The sequence below is a fragment of the Microbacterium sp. CCNWLW41 genome, assembly GCF_037083505.1.
This window is the reverse complement of the sequence record NZ_JBAOJP010000010.1, coordinates 269130-290220: the sequence shown is the minus strand read 5'-3', so window position 1 is coordinate 290220 and position 21091 is coordinate 269130. Positions and strand designations below refer to the sequence as shown.

General features: G+C 71.8%; 20 protein-coding genes. 10 read left to right on the top strand and 10 right to left on the bottom strand.

The genetic code is table 11. From position 1 onward, the window contains the following. Window positions 1–12: 12 nt before the first annotated feature. The 4 genes from V6R91_RS29760 to V6R91_RS29745 all read right to left on the bottom strand — a co-directional run bounded on the left by V6R91_RS29760 (window position 13) and on the right by V6R91_RS29745 (window position 4965). Complete coding sequence (locus V6R91_RS29760) at window positions 13–1317, bottom strand: RDD family protein (protein ID WP_336398300.1); 1305 nt, start codon at window positions 1315–1317, stop codon at window positions 13–15. A 74-nt stretch (window positions 1318–1391) separates the two neighbouring features. Next, window positions 1392–2996, bottom strand: a complete 1605-nt coding sequence (purH, locus tag V6R91_RS29755; protein ID WP_336398299.1) for a bifunctional phosphoribosylaminoimidazolecarboxamide formyltransferase/IMP cyclohydrolase — start codon at window positions 2994–2996, stop codon at window positions 1392–1394. Between the two features lie 25 nt (window positions 2997–3021). Next, window positions 3022–3624: a phosphoribosylglycinamide formyltransferase gene (gene purN / locus V6R91_RS29750; RefSeq protein ID WP_336398298.1), complete on the bottom strand. Its 603-nt coding sequence runs from the start codon at window positions 3622–3624 to the stop codon at window positions 3022–3024. Between the two features lie 9 nt (window positions 3625–3633). After that, window positions 3634–4965, bottom strand: a complete 1332-nt coding sequence (locus V6R91_RS29745) for a cell division protein PerM (protein WP_336398297.1) — start codon at window positions 4963–4965, stop codon at window positions 3634–3636. 128 nt (window positions 4966–5093) lie between these two features. Between V6R91_RS29745 and V6R91_RS29740 the strand changes: the two genes are divergently transcribed. Beyond that, window positions 5094–6578, top strand: coding sequence for an NCS2 family permease (locus tag V6R91_RS29740; RefSeq protein WP_336398296.1), 1485 nt, complete (start codon window positions 5094–5096; stop codon window positions 6576–6578). Between the two features lie 155 nt (window positions 6579–6733). On the opposite strand, the gene V6R91_RS29735 is transcribed toward V6R91_RS29740, so the two are convergent. Together V6R91_RS29735 and V6R91_RS29730 are read right to left on the bottom strand one after the other, a co-directional pair. Beyond that, window positions 6734–7477, bottom strand: coding sequence for a formylglycine-generating enzyme family protein (locus V6R91_RS29735; RefSeq protein WP_336398295.1), 744 nt, complete (start codon window positions 7475–7477; stop codon window positions 6734–6736). A 10-nt stretch (window positions 7478–7487) separates the two neighbouring features. After that, window positions 7488–7928, bottom strand: a complete 441-nt coding sequence (locus V6R91_RS29730) for a nitroreductase family deazaflavin-dependent oxidoreductase (RefSeq protein ID WP_336398294.1) — start codon at window positions 7926–7928, stop codon at window positions 7488–7490. A gap of 57 nt (window positions 7929–7985) precedes the next feature. Here V6R91_RS29730 and V6R91_RS29725 point away from each other — a divergent pair, with 57 nt between their 5' ends. Next, entirely contained in the window at window positions 7986–8222 is a 237-nt protein-coding gene (locus V6R91_RS29725; protein WP_336398293.1) for a tautomerase family protein, read from the top strand. A 66-nt stretch (window positions 8223–8288) separates the two neighbouring features. On the opposite strand, the gene sucD is transcribed toward V6R91_RS29725, so the two are convergent. From sucD to V6R91_RS29710, 3 genes are all read right to left on the bottom strand, one after another. Next, the gene (sucD, locus tag V6R91_RS29720) at window positions 8289–9191 is read right to left on the bottom strand and encodes a succinate--CoA ligase subunit alpha (RefSeq protein ID WP_336398292.1); all 903 of its coding nucleotides are present in this window, start codon (window positions 9189–9191) and stop codon (window positions 8289–8291) included. Between the two features lie 45 nt (window positions 9192–9236). Continuing rightward, complete coding sequence (gene sucC, locus V6R91_RS29715; RefSeq protein WP_336398291.1) at window positions 9237–10403, bottom strand: ADP-forming succinate--CoA ligase subunit beta; 1167 nt, start codon at window positions 10401–10403, stop codon at window positions 9237–9239. Window positions 10404–10487: 84 nt separating this feature from the next. After that, a complete protein-coding gene (locus V6R91_RS29710) occupies window positions 10488–12071 on the bottom strand; it encodes an FAD-dependent oxidoreductase (protein ID WP_336398290.1) in 1584 nt (527 codons plus the stop codon). A 125-nt stretch (window positions 12072–12196) separates the two neighbouring features. Here V6R91_RS29710 and V6R91_RS29705 point away from each other — a divergent pair, with 125 nt between their 5' ends. The 5 genes from V6R91_RS29705 (at window position 12197) to V6R91_RS29685 (ending at window position 19014) form a co-directional block, all read left to right on the top strand. Next, complete coding sequence (locus V6R91_RS29705) at window positions 12197–12883, top strand: TetR family transcriptional regulator (protein ID WP_336398289.1); 687 nt, start codon at window positions 12197–12199, stop codon at window positions 12881–12883. A gap of 61 nt (window positions 12884–12944) precedes the next feature. Beyond that, complete coding sequence (locus V6R91_RS29700) at window positions 12945–15665, top strand: cation-translocating P-type ATPase (RefSeq protein WP_336398288.1); 2721 nt, start codon at window positions 12945–12947, stop codon at window positions 15663–15665. 95 nt (window positions 15666–15760) lie between these two features. Then, window positions 15761–16558, top strand: a complete 798-nt coding sequence (locus V6R91_RS29695) for an alpha/beta fold hydrolase (protein WP_336398287.1) — start codon at window positions 15761–15763, stop codon at window positions 16556–16558. Continuing rightward, window positions 16555–17928 carry a sensor domain-containing protein gene (locus V6R91_RS29690; protein ID WP_336398286.1) on the top strand — a complete coding sequence of 458 codons (1374 nt, stop codon included), beginning with the start codon at window positions 16555–16557 and terminating at the stop codon, window positions 17926–17928. Before V6R91_RS29695 ends, V6R91_RS29690 begins: the two co-directional genes overlap by 4 nt. A gap of 219 nt (window positions 17929–18147) precedes the next feature. After that, a complete protein-coding gene (locus tag V6R91_RS29685) occupies window positions 18148–19014 on the top strand; it encodes an AraC family transcriptional regulator (RefSeq protein WP_336398285.1) in 867 nt (288 codons plus the stop codon). A 31-nt stretch (window positions 19015–19045) separates the two neighbouring features. On the opposite strand, the gene V6R91_RS29680 is transcribed toward V6R91_RS29685, so the two are convergent. Then, window positions 19046–19387 (bottom strand): DUF2834 domain-containing protein, encoded by a 342-nt coding sequence (locus V6R91_RS29680; RefSeq protein WP_336398284.1) that lies wholly within the window; start codon window positions 19385–19387, stop codon window positions 19046–19048. A 104-nt stretch (window positions 19388–19491) separates the two neighbouring features. Here V6R91_RS29680 and V6R91_RS29675 point away from each other — a divergent pair, with 104 nt between their 5' ends. Genes V6R91_RS29675 through V6R91_RS29665 form a run of 3 tightly spaced genes read left to right on the top strand, consistent with a single transcriptional unit; the run spans window position 19492 to window position 21063 of the window. Continuing rightward, complete coding sequence (locus tag V6R91_RS29675) at window positions 19492–19722, top strand: YkvA family protein (RefSeq protein ID WP_336398283.1); 231 nt, start codon at window positions 19492–19494, stop codon at window positions 19720–19722. Between the two features lie 49 nt (window positions 19723–19771). After that, entirely contained in the window at window positions 19772–20398 is a 627-nt protein-coding gene (locus V6R91_RS29670; RefSeq protein WP_336398282.1) for an SRPBCC family protein, read from the top strand. Continuing rightward, a complete protein-coding gene (locus tag V6R91_RS29665) occupies window positions 20395–21063 on the top strand; it encodes a DUF4166 domain-containing protein (RefSeq protein WP_336398281.1) in 669 nt (222 codons plus the stop codon). The genes V6R91_RS29670 and V6R91_RS29665 overlap by 4 nt, the downstream gene beginning before the upstream one ends. Window positions 21064–21091: the final 28 nt, after the last annotated feature.

The following is a 21091-nucleotide window of genomic DNA, read 5'->3' as shown; positions in this document are numbered from 1 at the left end:
CGAGCATCGGCCTCAGCCGATGCGGATCATTGCGTGGCGGTCCCCGAACCGAATCGTATCGCCGGGCCGCAGCGCGACCGGGGCACCGGGGACGAGCGGATGCTCCGCCCCGCCGCGCACGACGGCGCTGCCGTTGGTCGACCCGCGATCGACCACGACGGTGTCGGTTCCGTGCGGCAGCACCGCGAGGTGCGTCTTGGAGACCGACATCGTCGGGTCGTCGATCGCGACCGGGGCGACGCCGTCGTCGCCGGTGACCGGGGCGGGATCGCGGCCGATCAGGATGCCGCTGCCGACGTCGACGACCCGGCCGGTATCCAGCACGAAGCGCGCGGCGGACGCACCCGGACGGGAGGGGCCTGCGGGGCCGCCCTGCGCGCCCGTAACGGCCGAGGCCTCGCGCACCGGGGACGCGGCGCTCCCGTCGGGCAGCAGCTGGGGCGGGACCCATCCCGAGGCCGTGGGACCGGCGGGCGCCGCGACAGGATCCGGCGCGTCGAACGGCGTCGTCGCGGGCGCGGGCGCCCCGTGCTCCGGAGCGGGAGCGGGTGTCGCGATGCCGGATGCCGCCTCGCCGCGTGCCGCCCCGAGGACGCCGCCGCTGCTGCGCGGGGCCGGGACGTAGGCGGCAGGCGGACGCGGGCCGGCGGCCGTCGCGAGCGAGGGCAGCTCGCTGCGGACATCCGCCAGATCCGTCGCGACCGTCTTGCGCGCGATGCGCATGCGCTTGTCGTCGTACGGGTTGAGGCCGTGCCGGGCGTCGACGAGCCAGGTGGCGCCCGCGAGGTCCGCCCAGCCCCGGCCCCGGCGCTCCGGGTCGAAGAACGGCGACAGCGCGATCACCAGCAGCGGCCCCAGGAGCGGCACCGCGAAGCTCGCCCACAGCACGAGCCCGCGCACGACCGCGCCGCGCCAGAAGCCGGGGCGCTCGAGCGTGCGGACGTTCACCGACCGCAGGCCGGTGAGCGCCTTGCCGAGCGTGATGCCGCGCCGGCCGTGCAGCACCAGCTGAACGATGAGGTAGACGGTGGTGAGCACGGTCGAGATCGCGGTGAGCACCACGACGAGCACGAGCCGCCCCTGCAGCGCCTCGGCGGGATCCGCCTCCGCCGACGCGGCGAGCAGCGCCGGCAGCGCGCCCAGCAGCAGCGGCAGCTGCACCAGGACGTAGACGGCCGCCTCGATGGTCGCCGACAGCGCGCGGCGACCGAAGGGCGCCCGCACGAGGCCGAGTGACGCGGCGTACTCCGGCCGCGGTCGCCCGTCGTCGTCGAGACCCTCGATACCACGGGTCGACTCGTCGATCTCCCAGATCACGCGGTCCTCCTGGCCAAAACTCCGCATCGACCCTAACCCGGGCGCCCGGCGGGCGCCGTCATCGGAACACGGCGTCAGTGGAAGAAGTGGCGCTCGCCCGTGAAGAACATCGTGACGTTCGCAGCCTGCGCGGCGGCGATCACCTCGTCGTCGCGCACGGAGCCGCCGGGCTGGATGATCGCCGAGATGCCGGCGTCGAGCAGCACCTGCGGGCCGTCGGCGAAGGGGAAGAACGCGTCGGATGCCGCCACCGACCCCGCCGCGCGGTCCCCGGCGCGCTCGACGGCGAGCCGGCACGAGTCGACGCGGTTGACCTGCCCCATGCCGATGCCGACCGTCGCCGAGTTCTTGGCCAGCACGATGGCGTTGGACTTCACGGCGCGGCACGACTTCCACGCGAAGATGAGGTTCGTCATCTCGTCGTCCGACGGACGCTCGCCCGAGACGAGCTGCCAGTCCTTGGCGACCGACTCGATGTCGTCGGGGAACCGGTCGGCGTCCTGCAGCAGCAGGCCGCCCGACACCAGGCGCACGTCCATCCGCTCCTGCTGCCAGTCGGCCGGCAGCTGGAGCACGCGCAGGTTCTTCTTGAGGCGGAACACCTCCAGCGCCTCGGGCTCGAAATCGGGCGCGACGATGACCTCGGTGAAGATGTCGCGGAGGTTCTCGGCCATCTTCAGCGTCACGGTGCGGTTGGCCGCGATGACGCCGCCGAAGGCCGACACCGGGTCGCACTCGTGCGCGCGCAGGTGGGCGCTGGCGATGGGGTCCGGCGACTTCGGAGCCGCCACGGCGATGCCGCACGGGTTGGCGTGCTTGATGATCGCGACGGCGGGCTTGACCATGTCGAACGCGGCGCGGAGGGCGGCGTCGGCGTCGACGTAGTTGTTGTACGACATCCCCTTGCCCTGCAGCTGCGTGGCCTGGGCGATGCCGTGGCCGCCGTTGCGGGTGTAGATCGCCGCACGCTGGTGCGAGTTCTCGCCGTAGCGCAGCGTGGCGAGGCGCTCGGCCTTGATCGTGAGGTGCGCGGGCAGGTCGTCCTCGAGGAGCGTGCCCTCCGAGAACCAGGTCGCCACGGCGCGGTCGTACTCCGCGGTGTGCGCGAACGCGCGCGCGGCGAGCTCGCGGCGCTGCACGAGCGAGGTGCCGCCGGACCGCACGGCCTCGATGACGGCCGGGTACGACGACGGCGAGACGACGATGGCGACGTTGGCGTAGTTCTTCGCCGACGCGCGCACCATGGCGGGCCCTCCGATGTCGATCTGCTCGACGACGTCGTCGCCCTGCGCGCCGGAGCGCACGGTCTCGACGAAGGGGTAGAGGTTCACCACGACGAGCTCGAACGGGGCGATGTCGAGATCGGCGAGCTGCCGCTCGTGGTCCTCGAGGCGGAGGTCGGCGAGCAGGCCCGCGTGCACGCTCGGGTGCAGCGTCTTGACGCGGCCGTCGAGGGATTCGGGGAACCCGGTGACGCGCGAGACGTCGGTCACCTCGTACCCCGCCTCGCGCAGCAGCGTCGCCGAGCCGCCGGTCGAGACGATCTCGACGCCCGCCTCCGCGAGGGCGGCGCCGAGCGTCAGGAGGTCGGTCTTGTCGCTCACCGACACCAGCGCCCGGCGCACCGGGACGACGTCGCGGGAGCGGTAGAGGGCGGGGTCGTGGCTCGGTCCGGCCATGGCGGGTTCTCCTCGGTGGGGTGGGTCAGAGCTGGGCGCGAGCGGAGGCCGCCGCGAGATCGAGGTCGCCGGTCGCGATGCGGCGCACGACGTCGATGAGCAGGCGGCGCTCGACGGGCTTGATGCGCTCGTGCAGGGCGTGCTCGTCGTCGCCGGGAAGCACGGGCACGCGCTCCTGGGCGAGGATCGGCCCCGAGTCGACGCCGCTGTCGACGATGATGACGCTGGCTCCGGTCTGCGCGACGCCGGCGGCCAGCGCGTCGCGCACGCCGTGCGCGCCGGGGAACTCCGGCAGATACGCCGGGTGCGTGTTGATGATGCGGGGCGACCACGCGTCGACGAGGTCGGCCGGCAGCAGGCGCATGAGGCCGCTGAGCACGACGAGATCGGGCTTCCACACGGCCAGCTGCGCACCCAGCTCGGCGCCCCATTCCTCACGGGTGCCGAATCGCGCGAACGGCACCATGAAGGTCGGGATGCCGTAGTCCTCCGCGTGCGCGAAGCCGTCGGCCTCGCGGTCGCCGCCGACGACGACGATGCGGGCGGGGAACTCGGGTTCGGCCGCCGCGTCGAGCAGAGCACGCAGATTCGACCCTGTGCCCGAGATGAGGACGGCGACCGTGAGCACCGACTCAGTTTAGTCCGGAACCCGGCTCGGACCGTGCGACGTGAGCCGCGGCAGCTCGATGGGCTCGGTCGTCGCCTCCGCGGCGGCGGCGGGCGCGGGAGGTTCGGGCGCGGCCGGATCGTGCGAGCCGCGGGGCGAAAGCAGCAGGATGGCCGCGCCGACGAGCACCTCGAGCCCCACCGCGAGGGCCACGGGCCCTGCGTCCGGGCCGAAGTGCGCCAGGCGCCCCGGTCCGACGGATCCGGACGCGGCCACGCACAGGAGCGCGGCGGCGGCGCCGGACACGAGCGCGATGCCCGCGGTGATCGTGAGCCGCGCCGCGACGGCGTCCTCCGCGCGCCCGGGCGTCGGCTCGCCGGCGTGCACCAGACGGGAGCGGGCGATCCACCCCGCGAGCGCGCCGAGCGCGACGGGGAGGAGCGCCAGCAGGAGCAGCCACGAGGTCGTCGACTCCGGCACGGCGCCCAGCGCGGGAAGACCCGGCACGATGCCCACCTGCGTGCCGGCCGGCGAGACGGAGGTGCCCTCGCCCACCGCGAAACCCGGTCCGGCGACGAAGCTGAGGCCCCACACGGCGAGGGTCGGGACGTACGCCAGCTGCGCGAGCGTGAGCAGGGTCGCGCCGAGCACGTCGGCGTCGCCCGCCTGGAAGAGGGCCACGATCCGACCCGCCCGCGCGAACACCGCGACGGCGGCGACGGCCGCGCCGAGGCCGACGAGCCCCACCACCACGACGGCGGATCCCCGCGCGATGAGCGCCGGGGTCTCGGCCCAGCCGTGGGACATCGACTCGACCCGGTCGCGGAGCCGCGCGATCGCACCCGATCCAGCCTCGATCCACTCCGTCACCACGGCGGCCGTGAGCGCGGGCAGCGCGAAGACCAGCGTGGGCACCAGGATCGCCTGCCAGGTCACCGCGACCGCGACGCCGTTCGCTCCCGTGAGCGCCGCGCCGGTCGCGAGCGCCGCGAAAACGACGATCGACGAGGCCACCCCGGTGATCCACGCGTCGGCGCGCGACGCGCGCACGCCCGACCGGGCGGCGAAGACGGCGGTGAAGACGGCGAACGCGAGCGGGGCGAGCGAGAGGGCGAAGGATGCCGCGTCGGCGGGGATGCCGGTCGCGGCGAGGTACTCGGGCGGGAGCGTGATGTGCAGCGGCACGAGGTTGCCCAGCTGCCACACCGCCACGGCCGCCGGCCACAGCACCCCCCAGTCGGCGCCACCGCCGAACCCGAAGACCCACAGCAGCGTCAGCGGCGCGAGGGTCGCCGCGATCCCGACGGCGACCGCGATGGCGGCGTCGACGGATGAGAGGAGGGCGACGATGAGGCGATGCATGCGCCATAGACCCTACTTCGCGCCGCGTCCGCCTCCCGGTCGCCCGCGCCGCGGAGGCGCGGCATCCGTTCTGCGGAATCTGCCGGCCGCCGGAGCGACTAACGTTCTCTGACGGAGGTCAACCACACATGAGCGCAGCCCCGTCCACGACGTCGAACGCACCCGAGGCACAAGACGGCAGCGAGACACCCCCGCCGAAGAACGGCTTGGACAGGTTCTTCGAGATCACCCGGCGAGGATCGACCATCGGCACCGAGGTGCGCGGCGGTGTGGTGACGTTCGTGACGATGGCCTACATCGTCATCCTCAACCCGATCATCCTCTCCGGCGGCGTCGACGTCGCCGGGGACTCCCTCGGCTTCACCCAGGTGGCGGCGACCACCGCGCTCACCGCCGGTGTCATGACCGTGCTGTTCGGCCTCGTGACCCGTCTGCCGTTCGCGTTCGCGGCCGGGCTCGGCATCAACTCGTTCCTCGCGGTCTCGGTCGTCGGCCAGGTGACGTGGGCCGAGGCGATGGGTCTCGTCGTCATCAACGGTCTGATCATCGTGCTGCTGGCGGCGACCGGGCTGCGGCGCATGATCTTCGACGCCGTGCCGATCCAGCTGAAGATCGCCATCACGGTCGGCATCGGCCTGTTCATCGCCTTCATCGGATTCGTCGACGCGGGCCTGGTCACCTCGACGGGAGCGTCCTCTCCCCCGGTCGGCCTGGGCGTCGACGGTTCTGTCGCGACGGTCCCCACCCTCATCTTCGTGTTCACGCTGCTGCTGACCGGCGTCCTGGTGGCGCGCAAGGTCAAGGGCGGCATCCTGATCGGCCTCGTCACCGGCACCGTCGTCGCGGTCGTCGTCGAGGCGATCTGGAACATCGGGCCGAAGTTCGCCGGCGACGAGGTCAACCCGGGCGGCTGGGGCCTGTCGGTGCCGGAGCTGCCGGCGTCGCTCGTGAGCGTCCCCGACCTCTCGCTCGTCGGTCAGATCTCGTTCGGCTCGTTCGAGCGGATCGGCGTGCTCGCGGCCCTCATGCTCGTCTTCACGCTCGTCTTCACGAACTTCTTCGACGCCATGGGCACCATGACGGGCCTGTCGAAGGAGGCGGGGCTCGCCGACGAGAAGGGCGACTTCCCCCGCATCAAGTCGGCGCTGATCGTCGAGGGCGTCGGCGCGGTCGCCGGTGGATTCACGTCGAGCTCGTCCAACACGGTGTTCATCGAGTCCGGCGCAGGCATCGGCGAGGGGGCGCGGACCGGCTTCGCGAACGTCGTCACCGGTGCGCTGTTCCTCATCGCGATGTTCTTCACGCCGCTGGTGTCGATCGTGCCCACCGAGGTCGCCGCCGCCGCGCTGGTGATCGTCGGCGCCCTGATGATGTCGCAGATCCGCTTCATCGACTTCACCGACTTCTCGATCCTGCTGCCGGTCTTCCTCGCCGTCACCGTCATGCCCCTCACCTACTCGATCGCCAACGGCATCGGGGCGGGCTTCATCGCGTGGGTCGTGGTGCGCTCGCTGTCGGGCAAGGCGCGCGAGATCAGCCCGCTGCTGTGGGTCGTCGCGGCCGGCTTCGTGCTCTACTTCGCCCGCGGGCCGCTGGAGGCCGTGCTCGGCTGAGTCTCACCGCGAAGGGGACGGGTGCTGCGGCATCCGTCCCCTTCGGCATCTCCCGGCCCGGCGCGCGTCGGGTTCGGGGCGCGCGACGTGCATCCGGGGCGCACGCGACGCGCCCCGGACGAGCGGGACGCGCCCCAAACCCGGGAACCAGGGGTTCAGCGCAACGGCGTCCAGCCGGGCGGGAGCGGACCGTCGAGGTCGGCGCGCTCGCGGTCGACCGCGGCCGACCAGCCCTGGGCGGCGTCGACGGCGTCGAAGCCGCCGCGCGCGACCCGGAAGCCGACATCGTCGTGGTGCATGCGCGGCGCGCCACCCCGGCGCGTCGACGCGCGCACGCTCCACGCGTCGTCGGCGAAGCCGCCGCCCCGGAACACCCGGTAGTCGGCGTAGCGCGCGGGGTCGAGCAGGTCCCAGCACCACTCCCACACGTTGCCGAGGGTGTCGAAGAGCCCGTTGAGATTCGGATGCTTCCCGCCGACGTCCTGCGGCGACGTGACGCCGTCCGCGCTCGTCCACGCGATGTCGGCGAGCGGTCCGTAGTGCGGGCCGGCCGACCCCGCGCGGCACGCGTGCTCCCACTCGGCCTCGGTCGGCAGGCGGAAGCCGTCGGCATCGACGTGCCACGTGACCACCTCGCCGTCGAACGTGTAGGCGGGGTCCAGTCCCTCCCACTCGGACGCGGCGTTGCAGAAGCGGATGGCCCGCAGCCAGCTCACGTCGGTCGCCGGCCGCCGAGGGTGGGTCGACGGCTCGCCGAGGAGCTCGGCGAGCTGCTCCTGGGTGACGGGGAACACGCCGATCTCGAACGGCTCGAGCTCGACGCTCCAGCGCGCCTTGCGGCGGGCGTCGTGGAGGGTGACCGTCCCGGCGCCGATCGACGCCAGCTCGATGTCGGTCATGCGGGCCGGCTCAGCCGTCCTGCGGCTCCAAGACGAACACGGCGATCTGCCGGTCGGTGCGGGTCTGGTACGCGTCGTAGTCGGGCCACACCGCGCACGCGCGCTCCCACCACTGCGCGCGCTCGTCGCCGTCCAGCTCCCGCGCGAGGTAGTCGCGCTTCACATCGGCGTCCTGCAGCTCCACGAGCGGGTGGCGACGCATGTTCTCGGCCCACTTCGGCTCGTCCGGCGCGCCGCCCTTCGACGCGACGACGGCGTAGCGGCCGTCGTGCTCGACGCGCATGAGCGCGGTCTTGCGCAGCGCTCCGGACTTCGCGCCGACGGTCGTCAGCACGATGATCGGCACGCCGCGCAGCGTGTTCGCCTTCTCTCCGTTGGAGGCCTCGAAGACCTCCGCCTGCTTGCGCGCCCAGTCGGACGTGGACGGCTTGTACTCTCCGGTCAACGGCATGCCACCAGCGTATTCGGCCTGCGCAGGGGCGGGCCGCGCGCCCTCTATGTTCGAGTCATGCCCAACATCAGAGTCGAACTCCTTCCCGGACGCACCGTGGACCAGCGCCGCCGCTTCGCCGAGGAGGTCACCCGCGCCGCCGTCGAGGCGCTCGGGGCGCGCAGGCAGGACGTCCGCATCATGTTCGAAGAGGTCGCCGCCGACTTCGTGGCCAACGGCGGTGTCCTCGCCAGCGAAGACGCCGACCGCGCGGGCCAGGTGTCGCGTTTCGGCGGCTCGCCGGTCGCCGGCTGAGACGACGATGGCGGATGCCGCGACCCGGGGTCGCGGCATCCGCCATCGCTTGTCGAGCTGTACCCCTTAGAGCGACTCGATGATCTCGCGCATCAGCGCGGCGGTCTCGGACGGCGTCTTGCCGACCTTGACGCCGGCGGCCTCGAGGGCCTCCTTCTTCGCCTGCGCGGTGCCGGCCGAACCCGACACGATGGCGCCGGCGTGGCCCATCGTCTTGCCCTCGGGGGCGGTGAAGCCGGCGACGTAGCCGACGACCGGCTTGGTGACGTTGGCCTTGATGAAGTCGGCCGCGCGCTCCTCGGCGTCGCCGCCGATCTCGCCGATCATGACGATCGCCTTGGTCTCGGGGTCGGCCTCGAACGCCTCGAGCGCGTCGATGTGGGTGGTGCCGATGATCGGGTCGCCGCCGATGCCGATGGCGGTGGAGAAGCCGATGTCGCGCAGCTCGAACATCATCTGGTACGTGAGCGTGCCCGACTTCGAGACCAGGCCGATCGGTCCCTTGCCGGTGATGTTGGCGGGCGTGATGCCCACGAGCGACTCGTCCGGCGTGATGATGCCCGGGCAGTTGGGGCCGATGATGCGGGTCTTGTTGCCCTTGGCCGACGCGTACGCCCACGCCTCGGCCGAGTCGCCGACGGGGACGCCCTCGGTGATGACGACCAGCAGCGGGATCTCGGCGTCGATCGCCTCGATCATCGCGGCCTTCGTGAACGCGGCGGGGACGAACGCGATCGAGACGTCCGCACCGGTCTTCTCGATGGCCTCGGCCACCGAGCCGAACACCGGCAGCTCGACGCTGCCGCCGTCCTTGTCCTTGTGCAGCACCGTGGTGCCGGCCTTGCGCGCGTTCACGCCGCCGACGACGTTGGTGCCGGCCTTGAGCATGAGCGCGGTGTGCTTGGTGCCCTCGCCGCCGGTGATGCCCTGGACGATGACCTTGGAGTCCTTGTCAAGAAAGATCGACATGTCTGTTGTTCCTTATGTGGGTCGCTGAGCTTGTCGAAGCGGCGGTCAGGCGTTGGCGAGCTCGGCGGCCTTGTCGGCGCCCTCGTCCATCGTGGCGGCCAGGGTCACCAGCGGGTGGTTGGCATCCTGGAGGATCTTGCGGCCCTCCTCGACACGGTTGCCGTCCAGGCGCACCACGAGGGGCTTCGACGCGGTGGCGCCGAGCTCCGCGAGCGCACCGACGATGCCCTTGGCGACGGCGTCGCACGCCGTGATGCCGCCGAAGACGTTCACGAACACCGACTTGACCTGCGGGTCGCCGAGGATGACGTCCAGGCCCGCGGCCATGACCTCGGCCGAGGCGCCGCCGCCGATGTCGAGGAAGTTGGCGGGCTTGACCCCGCCGTGGTTCTCACCGGCGTACGCGACCACGTCGAGGGTCGACATGACCAGGCCCGCGCCGTTGCCGATGATGCCGACCTCGCCGTCGAGCTTGACGTAGTTGAGGTCGTTCTCCTTGGCCTTGGCCTCCAGCGGGTCGGCGGCGGCCTTGTCCTCGAGGAGTGCGTGCGCGGCGTGACGGAACTCGGCGTTGTCGTCGAGCGTCACCTTGCCGTCGAGGGCGATGACCTCGCCGTCCTCCGACAGGATGAGCGGGTTGACCTCGACGAGGGTGGCGTCCTCGCCCTTGTAGACGTTGTAGAGCTTGACGAAGACGTCGCTCACCTTGTCGACGAGGCCCGCGTCGAAGCCGGCGGCCTCGGCGATCTCGACGGCCTTGGCCTTGTCGATGCCCGTGCCCGGGTTGACGTCGATCCGGGCGAGCGCCTCGGGCTTCTCGACCGCGAGCTGCTCGATCTCCATGCCGCCCTCGACGGAGGCGAGCGACAGGTAGGAGCGGTTGGCGCGGTCCAGCAGCACCGAGAAGTAGTACTCCTCGGCGATGCGGGCGCCCGCGGCGACCATGACCCGCTTGACGACGTGGCCCTTGATGTCGAGGCCGAGGATGGCCTTGGCCGCCTCGTAGGCCTCGTCGGGGCTCTTGGCGACCTTGACGCCGCCCGCCTTCCCGCGGCCGCCCGTCTTGACCTGGGCCTTCACGACGACGACGCCGCCGCCGAGCTTCTCGGCCGCTGCCTTCGCCTCCTCGGGGGTGTCGGCGACGATGCCCGGGAGCACCGGCACCTCGTACTTCTCGAAAAGGTCTCGTGCCTGGTACTCGTACAGATCCACAGTGATTCCTTCGCTGGGGCGAACGGGCGGGATGACGCGGGGAAAGCGTCTTGATGTCGAGATATCGACCAGTGCCCCAGCCTACTACCGGTCGTCGTCCGGTTCTGACCGCAGCGACGCGCCGGGCGGTTCCTCGACCTCCTCGCCCGGCACCCGCGGCAGTCCGGACAGGTCGTGCAGCGCAGGGCCCTCCAGGCGGCGCCCTTCCGCGGTGAACCGGGACGCGTGCAGCGGACAGTCCCACGTGTACTCTGCGTCGTTCCACCGCAGGACGCCGCCCATGTGGGTGCAGACGGCGCTCACCGCCCTGGTGCGCCCGTCGACCGTCGAGATGCCGACAGGCTGTCCTGCACGGCTCGCGACGACGCCGCACCCCTCGGCGGGGCGACGCACCGGCGTGGGAACGCTCTGGGCGCCGATCCAGCCGGATGTCGCCTCCCAGCCGACCCGCAGATTCTGCACGCCGCCGCGCGCGAGGTCGGCCGGGACGGTGAAGCGCGTCGAGAGGACGTTCATCCAGTCCGGACGATCTCGCCGGGGCACCCGGTCGATCTCGGCGGCCAGGCGCAGCGCGGCGGCGGGCGCGTTGGACAGGCCCCACTTCGCGTAGCCGGTGGCGAACCGGATGCGTCCGAGGGACCGGGGCATCGCCCCGACGAACGGCACGAGGTTGTGCGACTCGTAGTCCTGCGCGGACCACGCCGCGACCGGCTCCGCCCCGGGGAAGTGGCGCTGGGTCCACGTCACGAGCGCGTCGATCCGCGTGCGCGGCGAGGACGAGCGTCCGGTGGGGAACCCGTTGCCCCCGACGACGAGCTGCGCCTGGTCGACGGGCCCGTCCTCTGCCGTGATGGATCGGACCGACTTCGTCTCGCCGTCGACCGTGACGTACAGCCCCTCCGGAATCGGCCCGTCCGTCGCGAACGCGACGCACGAGGAGCGAAGCCCGCGCACCTTGGCGAAGTACAGTCCGCGATCGACGATGGGCGTGGCGGTCGCGAGCACGACGTGATCGGCCTCGGCGTAGCCGGCGGTCGTGTCGACGGCCGCGCGCGGGACGACGTGCGCGCACGTGACGCGCACGCCGGTGTGCAGCGTCCCGCCCTCGCGGACGAAGGCCTCGGCGAGCGCGACGAGGAGTCGGTACGGGTCGATCGCCACCTGGGAGTCCAGTCCCACCGCGCCGAGGATCGGGAAGGGCGACTGCGCGAGCTGGTCCGGCTCGACGCGTCGCGCCGGCAGTCCGGCGTCGAGTGCCGCCTCGAGCTCCGCGTCCACCCGGTGCACGCCCTCGGGCGTCTGGGCGTACGAGTAGGCGGCGCGGCGGGAGTACGGCACGCCGAGCTCGTCGGCGGTCGCGGTCAGCCATCGGGCGCCGTCGAGGTTGGCGTCGACGTAGGCGCGGGCCAGGCGCGCGGAATGGTGGCGGCGCAGCGCGGACAGCACCGACCCCTGCAGCACGGTGAGCTTGCCGGTGTTCGCACCGGACGCGAGCTCCCCGACCTCGCCCGCCTCGATCACGGCGACCTCGCGCCCCTGGCGCACCAGCATCAGGGCGGTCGCCAGGCCCGTCAGCCCCGCGCCGACGACCACCACGTCGCGGTGTCGTCCCGGTTCGAAGGGGGTTCCGGCGACCCGTGGCGCCCCCCGCTTCCAGATCGGCGTCATGGAGCAAGTGAAGTGCACGATCGACGTCGCGTCGAGCCCCGTTGACAGCGGCGGGTCCGTGCGTCCTCGGCGCGCGGCGGAGCGTCGCGGCGGGCGCGGAACGCACGGACTAGGCTCTCCCCGAGATGTCCGATACCGCCGCCTCCGCCGCTCAGGCCGCTTCGCGCGCGGCCGTGGTGGCCGCCGCGCTGGAGCTCTTCGACGAGCAGGGCTTCGACCAGACCTCCGTGGAGCAGATCGCCCTGGCGGCCGGGGTGTCGCGATCGACCTTCTTCCGGCAGTTCGGCGGCAAGGACGACGTGGTGTTCACCGACCACGAGGTGCTGCTCGACCGCCTGCGGGAATTCCTGGGGCAGACGCACCGCGACCCGTGGGCCGCGGTGTGCGAGGCATCCGTCCTCGTCTACTCCCACTTCGCCGCCGACCCCGAGCTCGCCCGCCGCCGCTACGCGGTGGTGCGCGGTGTGCCGGCGCTGCGGGACCGCGAGATCGTGACCGTCTTCCGCTACGAGCGGCTCTTCGACGAGTACCTGCGCGCGTCGCTGCCGGGGCTCGACCCCCTCGACGCCGTGGGATTCGCCGCACTCGTCACCGCGGTGCACAACCACGTGCTCCGGCGCCTGATCCGCGGGCCGAAGAAGGTTCCGGTCTCGGTGCTGCGCGGGGCGCTCGACGACGCGCGCCGCCGGTTCGGCGTCCTTCCGGAGGGCGAGTCGGACGCGGCCGCCGACGACGTGGTCGTCGCGGTGTTCCGCCGGGGCACGCCGACCGCGGAGCTCACCCGCAGACTCCGCGAGCAGCTCGACGCCTGACCCGCCCGGCGAAGAGGAATTTTCCTGTTCCGCGGGGGATCCCCCGCTGTATGTTCAAGCCATGAGCACGGTGGACACCTCGCAAGACACGGCAACGCCCGCCGCCTGGTACACCCAGGACCCCGACGCCGTCGTCGCCGCCCTGCGCAGCGACCGCGAGCGCGGATTGACCTCCGCCGACGCCGCGCAGCGGCTGGCGGAACACGGCCCCAACTCGATCGCCGCCGAGAAGCCCCCGTCGACATGGCAGGTGGCGCTGCAGCAGCTGGCCGACCCCATGAACATCATGCTGGTGGCCGTCGCGATCATCAGCCTCTTCATCAACCAGGTGAGCGTCGGAATCCTCGTCGGTGCCCTCGTCGTGCTCAACATCGTGCTCGGTACGCGGCAGGAGATGAAGGCGAAGGCATCCGTCGACGCGCTGTCGAAGATGCAGATCCCGCAGGCGAAGGTCGTCCGCGACGGCACGCTGGTCCAGCTGGACGCGACGACCCTCGTCCCCGGCGACATCGTGAACCTCGAGGCGGGCGACCTGGTCCCCGCCGACGGGCGGATCCTCCGGTCGGCGACGCTCGAGACGCAGGAGGCGGCGCTCACCGGCGAGAGCGCGCCGATCGCGAAGGATGCCTCGACCCTCGCCGATCCCGAGACCACACTGGGCGACCGCACCGACATGGTCTTCCAGAACACCCAGGTCACCCGCGGCACGGCGGCGATCGTCGTCACCGACACCGGCATGCAGACGCAGATGGGTCGCATCGCGTCGATGCTCTCGTCCGTCAAGCCCGCCAAGTCGCCCCTGCAGCGTGAGCTCGACTCGCTCACCGGCGTGCTCGGCTGGATCGCGTGGGGGGCCGTCGCCGTCATCATCGTGACGGGCCTGCTGCGCGGGCAGGAGATCGCCTCGGTGATCCTGCTCGGCATCTCGATGGCGATCTCGGCGATCCCGACGGGCATGCCGTCGTTCGTGCAGGCGATGCTCTCGTACGGGTCCCGCCAGCTCGCGGAGCACAAGGCGGTGGTCAAGAACCTCACCGACGTCGAGACGCTCGGCGCGACGAGCGCCATCAACTCCGACAAGACCGGCACGCTCACCATGAACGAGATGACGGTGGAGTCGCTGTACTACCGCGGCGAGTGGTTCACGGTGGCGGGCTCCGGCTACGAGAAGACCGGCGAGGTCCGCCACGCCGCCGGACTCCCCGTGCCGCAGTTCACCCAGCTCGCCCTCGGGCTCACGCTCTGCAGCGACGCCACCGTGTCGGACGACGGCGCGGTCATCGGCGACCCGACCGAGGCCGCCCTGGTGGTGCTGGCGGCGAAGCTGGGCGCCGAGGCGGAGCTCACGCGCGCGAAGTTCCCGCGGGTGGCCGAGGTGCCGTTCGACTCGGCGTACAAGTTCATGGCGACCTTCCACCGCATCCCGGTGGAGGGCACCGAGACGCTCGTCGGCTACGTCAAGGGCGGCCCCGACGTCGTGCTGGACCGCTGCAGCGCGGTGGCGACCATGGACGGCGTCGTGCCGATCGCCGACCGCCGCGAGCAGATCCTGGAAGCCAACCGCTCGCTCTCCGAGCAGGGGCTGCGCGTGCTGGCCTTCGCGTTCCGACGCTACGCGCCGGACGCGGCGGTGGCGGAGGATCCGATGGCGGCCGTGTCCGACCTCATCTTCGTCGGGCTGGTCGGGATCATCGACCCGCTGCGCCCGTCGTCGAAGGAGGCGGTGCGGATCGCCCGGGAGGCGGGCATCGAGGTGCGCATGATCACCGGCGACCACGCGATCACGGCCGCCGCGATCGGCTCCAAGCTCGGTCTCGGCGAGGGCGCCGCCAGCGGCGCCGAGATCCAGGCGATGAGCGACGACGAGCTCAAGGCCGCCCTCCCCCGACTCCACATGTTCGGCCGGGTCACGCCCGAGGACAAGCTGCGCCTGGCCCGCCTCATGCAGGAGCAGGGCGCCGTCGTCGCGATGACCGGCGACGCCGTGAACGACGCCGCCGCGCTCAAGCAGGCCGACATCGGCGTCGCCATGGGGTCGGGAAGCGACGTGACCAAGCAGGCGGGGAAGATGATCCTCGTCGACGACAACTTCGGGACCCTCGTCACGGCCGTCCGCCTCGGGCGCTCGATCTACGAGAAGATCGTCAGCTACGTCCGGTTCCAGATGTCGCAGCTGTTCTCGCTCGTGCTGCTGTTCCTCGTGGCGAGCATCTTCGGCATCAACGACGGCGTGCCGCTGACGCCCATCATGGTGCTGTTCCTGAACTTCTTCGTGGCGATCTTCCCCGTCATCGTGATCCTCCTCGACCCGGCTCCCGAGGGCATCATGCTCAAGCCGCCGCGCGACCCGAAGAAGACCATCGCCAATCCCGCGGCGGTGACGCTGTGGTTCATCTACGGCGGCCTCATCTTCCTCACGACGCTGATCCCGCTGCTGATCTACCCCGACCAGCTCAGCTCCACCCAGCCGAACGTGCCCGTGACCATGGCATTCGTCGTGTGCGCCCTCGGCTCGATCTTCGGCGGCCTGGTGATGCGCCGCGATCCCGAGTCCGGCCTCGCGCCGCCCATCCTCATCGCGGTGAAGTGGCTCTCCATCCCGCTCGTGCTCACGGTGGCGGCCGTCGAGGTCGGCTTCATGCAGCGGCTCATCGGAACGACGAGCCTGTCGGGCGACGAGTGGCTCACGGCGCTCGGGCTGGCGCTTCTGGTGCCCGTGCTGATCGAGCTGGAGAAGTGGATCCGGCGCAGCCGCCTCCGCCGCCGGGCGGCGGTCGCATGACGGGCGCGGGCGGCGGCGCGGCCCCGTGGGCGCCGGCGTCGGCGCCGTCGCATACGATCACTTGAGGCGTCCCCTGCGCCGAGGATAGGAACGCCATGACCGACGCGCTGCGCCGAAACAATGTGAGGGTCACGGGCGAACCCGGCCGCCCGATGGTGATGTTCGCCCACGGCTTCGGCTGCAGCCAGGAAGCGTGGAACCTGGTCGCACCCCGGTTCGAGGCCGGCCACCGCGTCGTCCTGTTCGACCACGTCGGCGCAGGCGGCTCGGACTCGTCCGCGTACGTCCCCAGCAAGTACGACTCGCTCGACGGGTACGCGACGGACGTGCTCGAGATCCTGGAGGCGCTCGACGCGACGGACGTCGTCTTCGTCGGCCACTCGGTGAGCGCGATGATCGGCGTGCTGGCCGCCAACCGCGATCCGTCCCGCTTCAAGGCGCTCGTGCTCGTCTCCCCCTCGCCGCGGTACACCGACGAGAACGGCTATCGAGGCGGCTTCCGGCGCAGCGACATCGACGCGATGATGGACGCCCTCGACGCGAACTACCTCGGGTGGTCGCGGGTCATCGCGCCGGCGATCGTGGCCAACCCCGATCGCCCCGCCCTCGGCGAGCGCCTCACCGACAGCTTCTGCAGCATCGACCCGACGATCGCCCGGCACTTCGCGCGCGTGACATTCCTCTCCGACAACCGGGCCGACCTTCCGCTCGTCTCCGTGCCGACCCTGGTGCTGCAATGTCGTGACGACGCCATCGCGCCCGAGGAGGTCGGCCGCTATGTGCACGCCGCCATCAAGGAGAGCCGCTTCACGCTGCTGAACGCGACCGGCCACGTGCCCAACCTCTCCGCGCCCGACGAGGTGGCAGACCAGATCCTCGCGTTCGTCGCATGAGCCTGCACGATCGAGGCTGGTTCCAGCTCGCGCCGTGCGGGCTGGTCGCGACCACGCCGGGCGGGGACGTCGTCGAGGCGAACGACACCTTCCTGGCGTGGACCGCCCGCGCGCGGGAGGACGTCGTGGGCCGGCCGTTCGCGTCGCTGCTCGACGGGGGGAGCCGCATCTTCTACGAGACCCGCCACACCCCGCTGATGCACCTCGTGGGCGCGGTGGAGGAGGTCGCCCTGACCCTCGTCGCGGCCGACGGGACGCCGCTGCCGACGCTGGTCAACGCGGTGCGCGACGACGAAACCGGCCTCGTCCGCATGGCGATCTTCAAGGCCACCGAACGCGCGCAGTACGAGCGGGAGCTCCTGGCCGCACGGCGGACCGCCGAGACCTCGGAGCAGCGGGTGCGCGTCCTGCAGGACGTCTCCAGCAGCTTCGACGTCAGCGCCACCGACGACGAGGTCGCCGAGTCGTTCGCCGCCGCCGCGCGCGATGCGTTCGCCGCGCGCGAGGCCGCCGTCTACCTCCGGGAGGACGACGGCGAACTCGTGCTCAGGGGCGGCACGAATCCGCTCGCGGGCAAGGTCGCCCCCATCCCGTCGCTGCGCAACACCCCCGAGGTGACCGTCGTCAACGCCGACGACATCGACGACGTGCACCCCGAGCTCGCCACGGCGATGCGCGCCGAGCGCCTGTCGTCGATCACCGTCACCCCGCTGCTCGCCGAGGGCCGGCGGCTCGGCAATCTCGCGTGCTTCTTCGCACGGCGCACCGACTTCGACGCGCAGTACTTCGAGCTGCAGCAGGCGCTCGGGCGGCAGGCATCCCAGACCCTCACGCGTGTGCGGCTGCAGCGCCGCCTGGCGTTCCTGGCCCTCCACGACCAGCTCACCGGCGTCGCCAACCGCCAGCTGCTGCAGCTGAGCCTGGATGACGAGATCGAGGCGTCCACCGCCTCGGGGGAGCCGCTCGCCGTCCTCTTCCTGGACGTCGACGACTTCAAGAGCATCAACGACGCCTTCGGCCACGCGTCCGGCGACATGGTGCTGCTCGAGATCGCCACCCGGCTGACGGCATCCGTGCGCACCGGTGACCTGGTCGGGCGCATCGGCGGCGACGAGTTCGTCGCGATCTGCCCGGGGGCCGACGCGCTGGCGGCCGAGGCGATCGCCGAGCGGATCCTCTCCGTCACCCGCGCGCCCATCACCGTCGCGGGCGGCGTGGTCTCGGCGTCCGTGAGCCTCGGCATCTCCCTGTACCTGCCCGGGATCGACGAGCGTCCCGACGCGCAGCAGCTGCTGGTGAGAGCGGATGCCGCGATGTACAGCGCCAAGCGCGCCGGCAAGAACCGTCTCACCCTCGCCGCCGTCGACTGACCCCCGCTCCGCCCGTGGTGTCTCGCGGGCAACGTGGTGCATGCCGACAGCCGGAGCGGGTGAACACCGTATCCGCGACGAGACGCCACGCCCCGCCGTGGTGTGTCGAACGAAACGTGGTGTTGCCGAACGAGACCAGGGGTGACCCGATCGGATCGGACCGGGATGATCGGGTGCGGGCGCGCGTCGACCGGAAGGCTGGATGTCGAAGGAGGAACCGTGATCGCGATCCTGAACCGCGTCGTGGAGTACGTCGACGACAACCTCGAGGGCGACATCGACCTCGGCACCCTGGCCGCGGGCCTGGGCACGACGGAGTACCACGTGCGGCGCATGTTCTCGTCGCTGGCGGGCATGCCGCTGTCGGAGTACATCCGGCGGCGGCGCATGACCGTCGCCGCGGCCGAGGTGCTCGGCGGCGGCGACCTGCTCGGCGTCGCGGTCCGCTACGGCTACGGGTCGACCGAGGCGTTCGGCCGGGCGTTCCGGGCGGTGCACGGCGCGAGCCCCGGCGACGTGCGTCGCGACGGCGGCCCCCTTCGCACACAACCGCAGCTCAGGTTCCGCCTGACCGTAGAAGGGAGCTCCCCCATGGACACCCGTATCGCCGACCGACCCGCCTTCCGCCTGATCGGGCACGCGACCCGCGTCCCCCTCATCCACGACGGCGTCAATCCGCACATCCAGGCTCACATCGCCGGGCTCCCGGCCGCCGAGCACGCCCGGCTGAAGGAGCTGAGCGACATCGAGCCGCACGGACTGCTCCAGGTGAGCGCCGACGTCGACCCCGACTACGCCGAGGGCAGCGAGCTGACCTACCTGCACGGCGTCGCGGTCGGCCACGACACCCCGGCTCCCGACGACCTCGACGCGATCGAGGTGCCGGCGGGCACCTGGGCGGTCTTCCGCAGCGAGGGCCCGTACCCGTCGGCGCTGCAGGCGGCGTGGGCCGCGACGGCGACCGACTGGTTCCCGTCGAACCCATGGCGACTGCGGCCCGGACCATCGATCGTCGCCGTGCTGGATCGCGCGGACGACTTCAGCACCGCGACCTGCGAGCTGTGGCTGCCCGTCGAGCGCGATTAGCCGCGCACGCCGCGGCGGACCGGAAGTGCGATCATGACCGGTCCGCCGCGGGCGACCGCAGCCTGCGCTCTCGCATCGCGAGGAACAGCGGGAAGGTGAACGCGAAGGCGGTGACCAGCGACAGGACGATGTAGAGCCACGCGCGCTTCATCCCCAGCCGCCTCGCTTCGACGACGATGAACACGGCGCCGGCGACGGCGACCACGAGCAGGTCGACGCCGATCGAGGAGACAGCCGGGCCCCCTCCGAACACGTCGCCGAGGAAGTCCCGACCGGCGACGACGGTCCACGCATTGAAGAAGAACGTCCCGACGAGGCCGATGATCGCCAGCACGAGGTAGACGATCGCGAGCGGGGTCCAGCTGGCCTTCATGACGCCTCCGGTCGTTTCCCCGGATGCTACCGCCCGCGCGGCCGTGACCAGTTCGTTGTGCGAACCGCGCCCTCCTCCCCCCGGCGTGGCGCACACTGGATGGCATGTGGTTCAGGTTCCTCAAGGCGATCACGCGCCGCGAGCACCGTGTCGCGCCGACGACATGGGTCGCGGCCGTCGCCGCCGTCGTCTACACGGTCGTCCCGATCGATCTCATCCCCGAGCTCGTGCTGGGCCCGCTGGGCTTCGCCGACGACGTCGGCGTGTGGGCGGTCTTCGCCGTGCTCTTCGCGCGCGAGCAGCGCCGCTGGCGGGCCGGTCTCACCACGCGGTAGCGCCGGTGCGCCGCGCCGTCCGCGCACGCGCGTGTCGTAACGTCGTGGTGTGAGGCGCAGCGGCATCTACGTGGAGACGTCGATCGCCGCCCCTCCCGACGCCGTCTGGAACGCGACGCAGGACCCCGCCGAACACGTGCGGTGGGACGTGCGCTTCACGCGCATCACGCCGACCGGCACGGCCGAGGGCGGCGCCACCGCGTTCACGTACGAGCGCCGCGTGCCCTTCCACACCGTGCACGGCACCGGCGTGAGCATCGGCGAGCGGCACGGCGCCGGCGGCGCCCGCACGTCTGCGCTGCGCTTCCACACGAGCGACCGGATGTCGCCCATCAGCGCCGGTCGCGGCTACTGGCGGTACGTGCCCGGCCCCGGCGGCACGGTGTTCATCACCGGCTACGACTACACGCCCGGATGGGGCGTGCTGGATGCCGTCGTCCGCCCGGTCCTGGGCTGGGCGACGGCATGGAGCTTCGACCGGCTGCGGATCTGGCTCGAGACCGGGACTCCGCCCGAGCGCTGGCCGCTGTGGAGCGTGCTGTGGTGGTGGCGCAGCGACCGGCCGCGCGCCGCCCGCTGCCGCCGGGCACCCGCGGGCGGTTCGCGCCGGGCGGACCACCTCGCCGCGGCTCCGGCATCCCTCGCGGCGCTTCCCGATCCGGAGCGCGTGCGATGACGTCGATCTTCCGCGAGGCGCTCGGCGCCGAGTTCGAGCGCCTGCACCCGATGATGCAGCGCCGGTTCGGCGTCGGCCTGCGGTCCGGTGAGGCCTGCGTCGGCCGCGGTGTCATGACCTCGGTCCGTCGCGGCCCGTGGTGGACGGTGCCGTTCCTGCAGATCGGGCGGCTTCGGAACATCCTCGTCCCCGACTCCGGCACCGACGTGCCGTTCACGATCGAGAACTTCCCGTACCGCGACCCGCTGGGGCGCGAGACGGTCACCTTCGTCCGCGAGTACACGATCGGGCGGCGTCATCGGCGATTCGACGCCACCATGATCCTCGACGGCCACAGGATCGTGGACTACCTGGGCACCCACCAGCACCTCGCGGTCGATCTCGATCTGCGCGTCGACGACCGCGGCGGGCTCGTGCTCACCTCCGACGCGCAGCGGTTCTACGAGGGACCTGTCGCCTTCCGCTTCCCGATGCTCTTCAGCGGCCGCGCGCGCCTGCACGAGTACTTCGACGACGCCGACGGGCTCTTCCACGTGGACCTGGAGGTGCACAACCGCCGTTTCGGCTTCCTCTTCGGGTACCGCGGCTCGTTCCGGTGCGAGTGGATGCCGGCGCACGACGCCCCCGCACGGCTCAAGCCCCGCCGCCACGAAGCGCGCACCTGACGCCGCCGACGACAGCCGGAGGTGACAC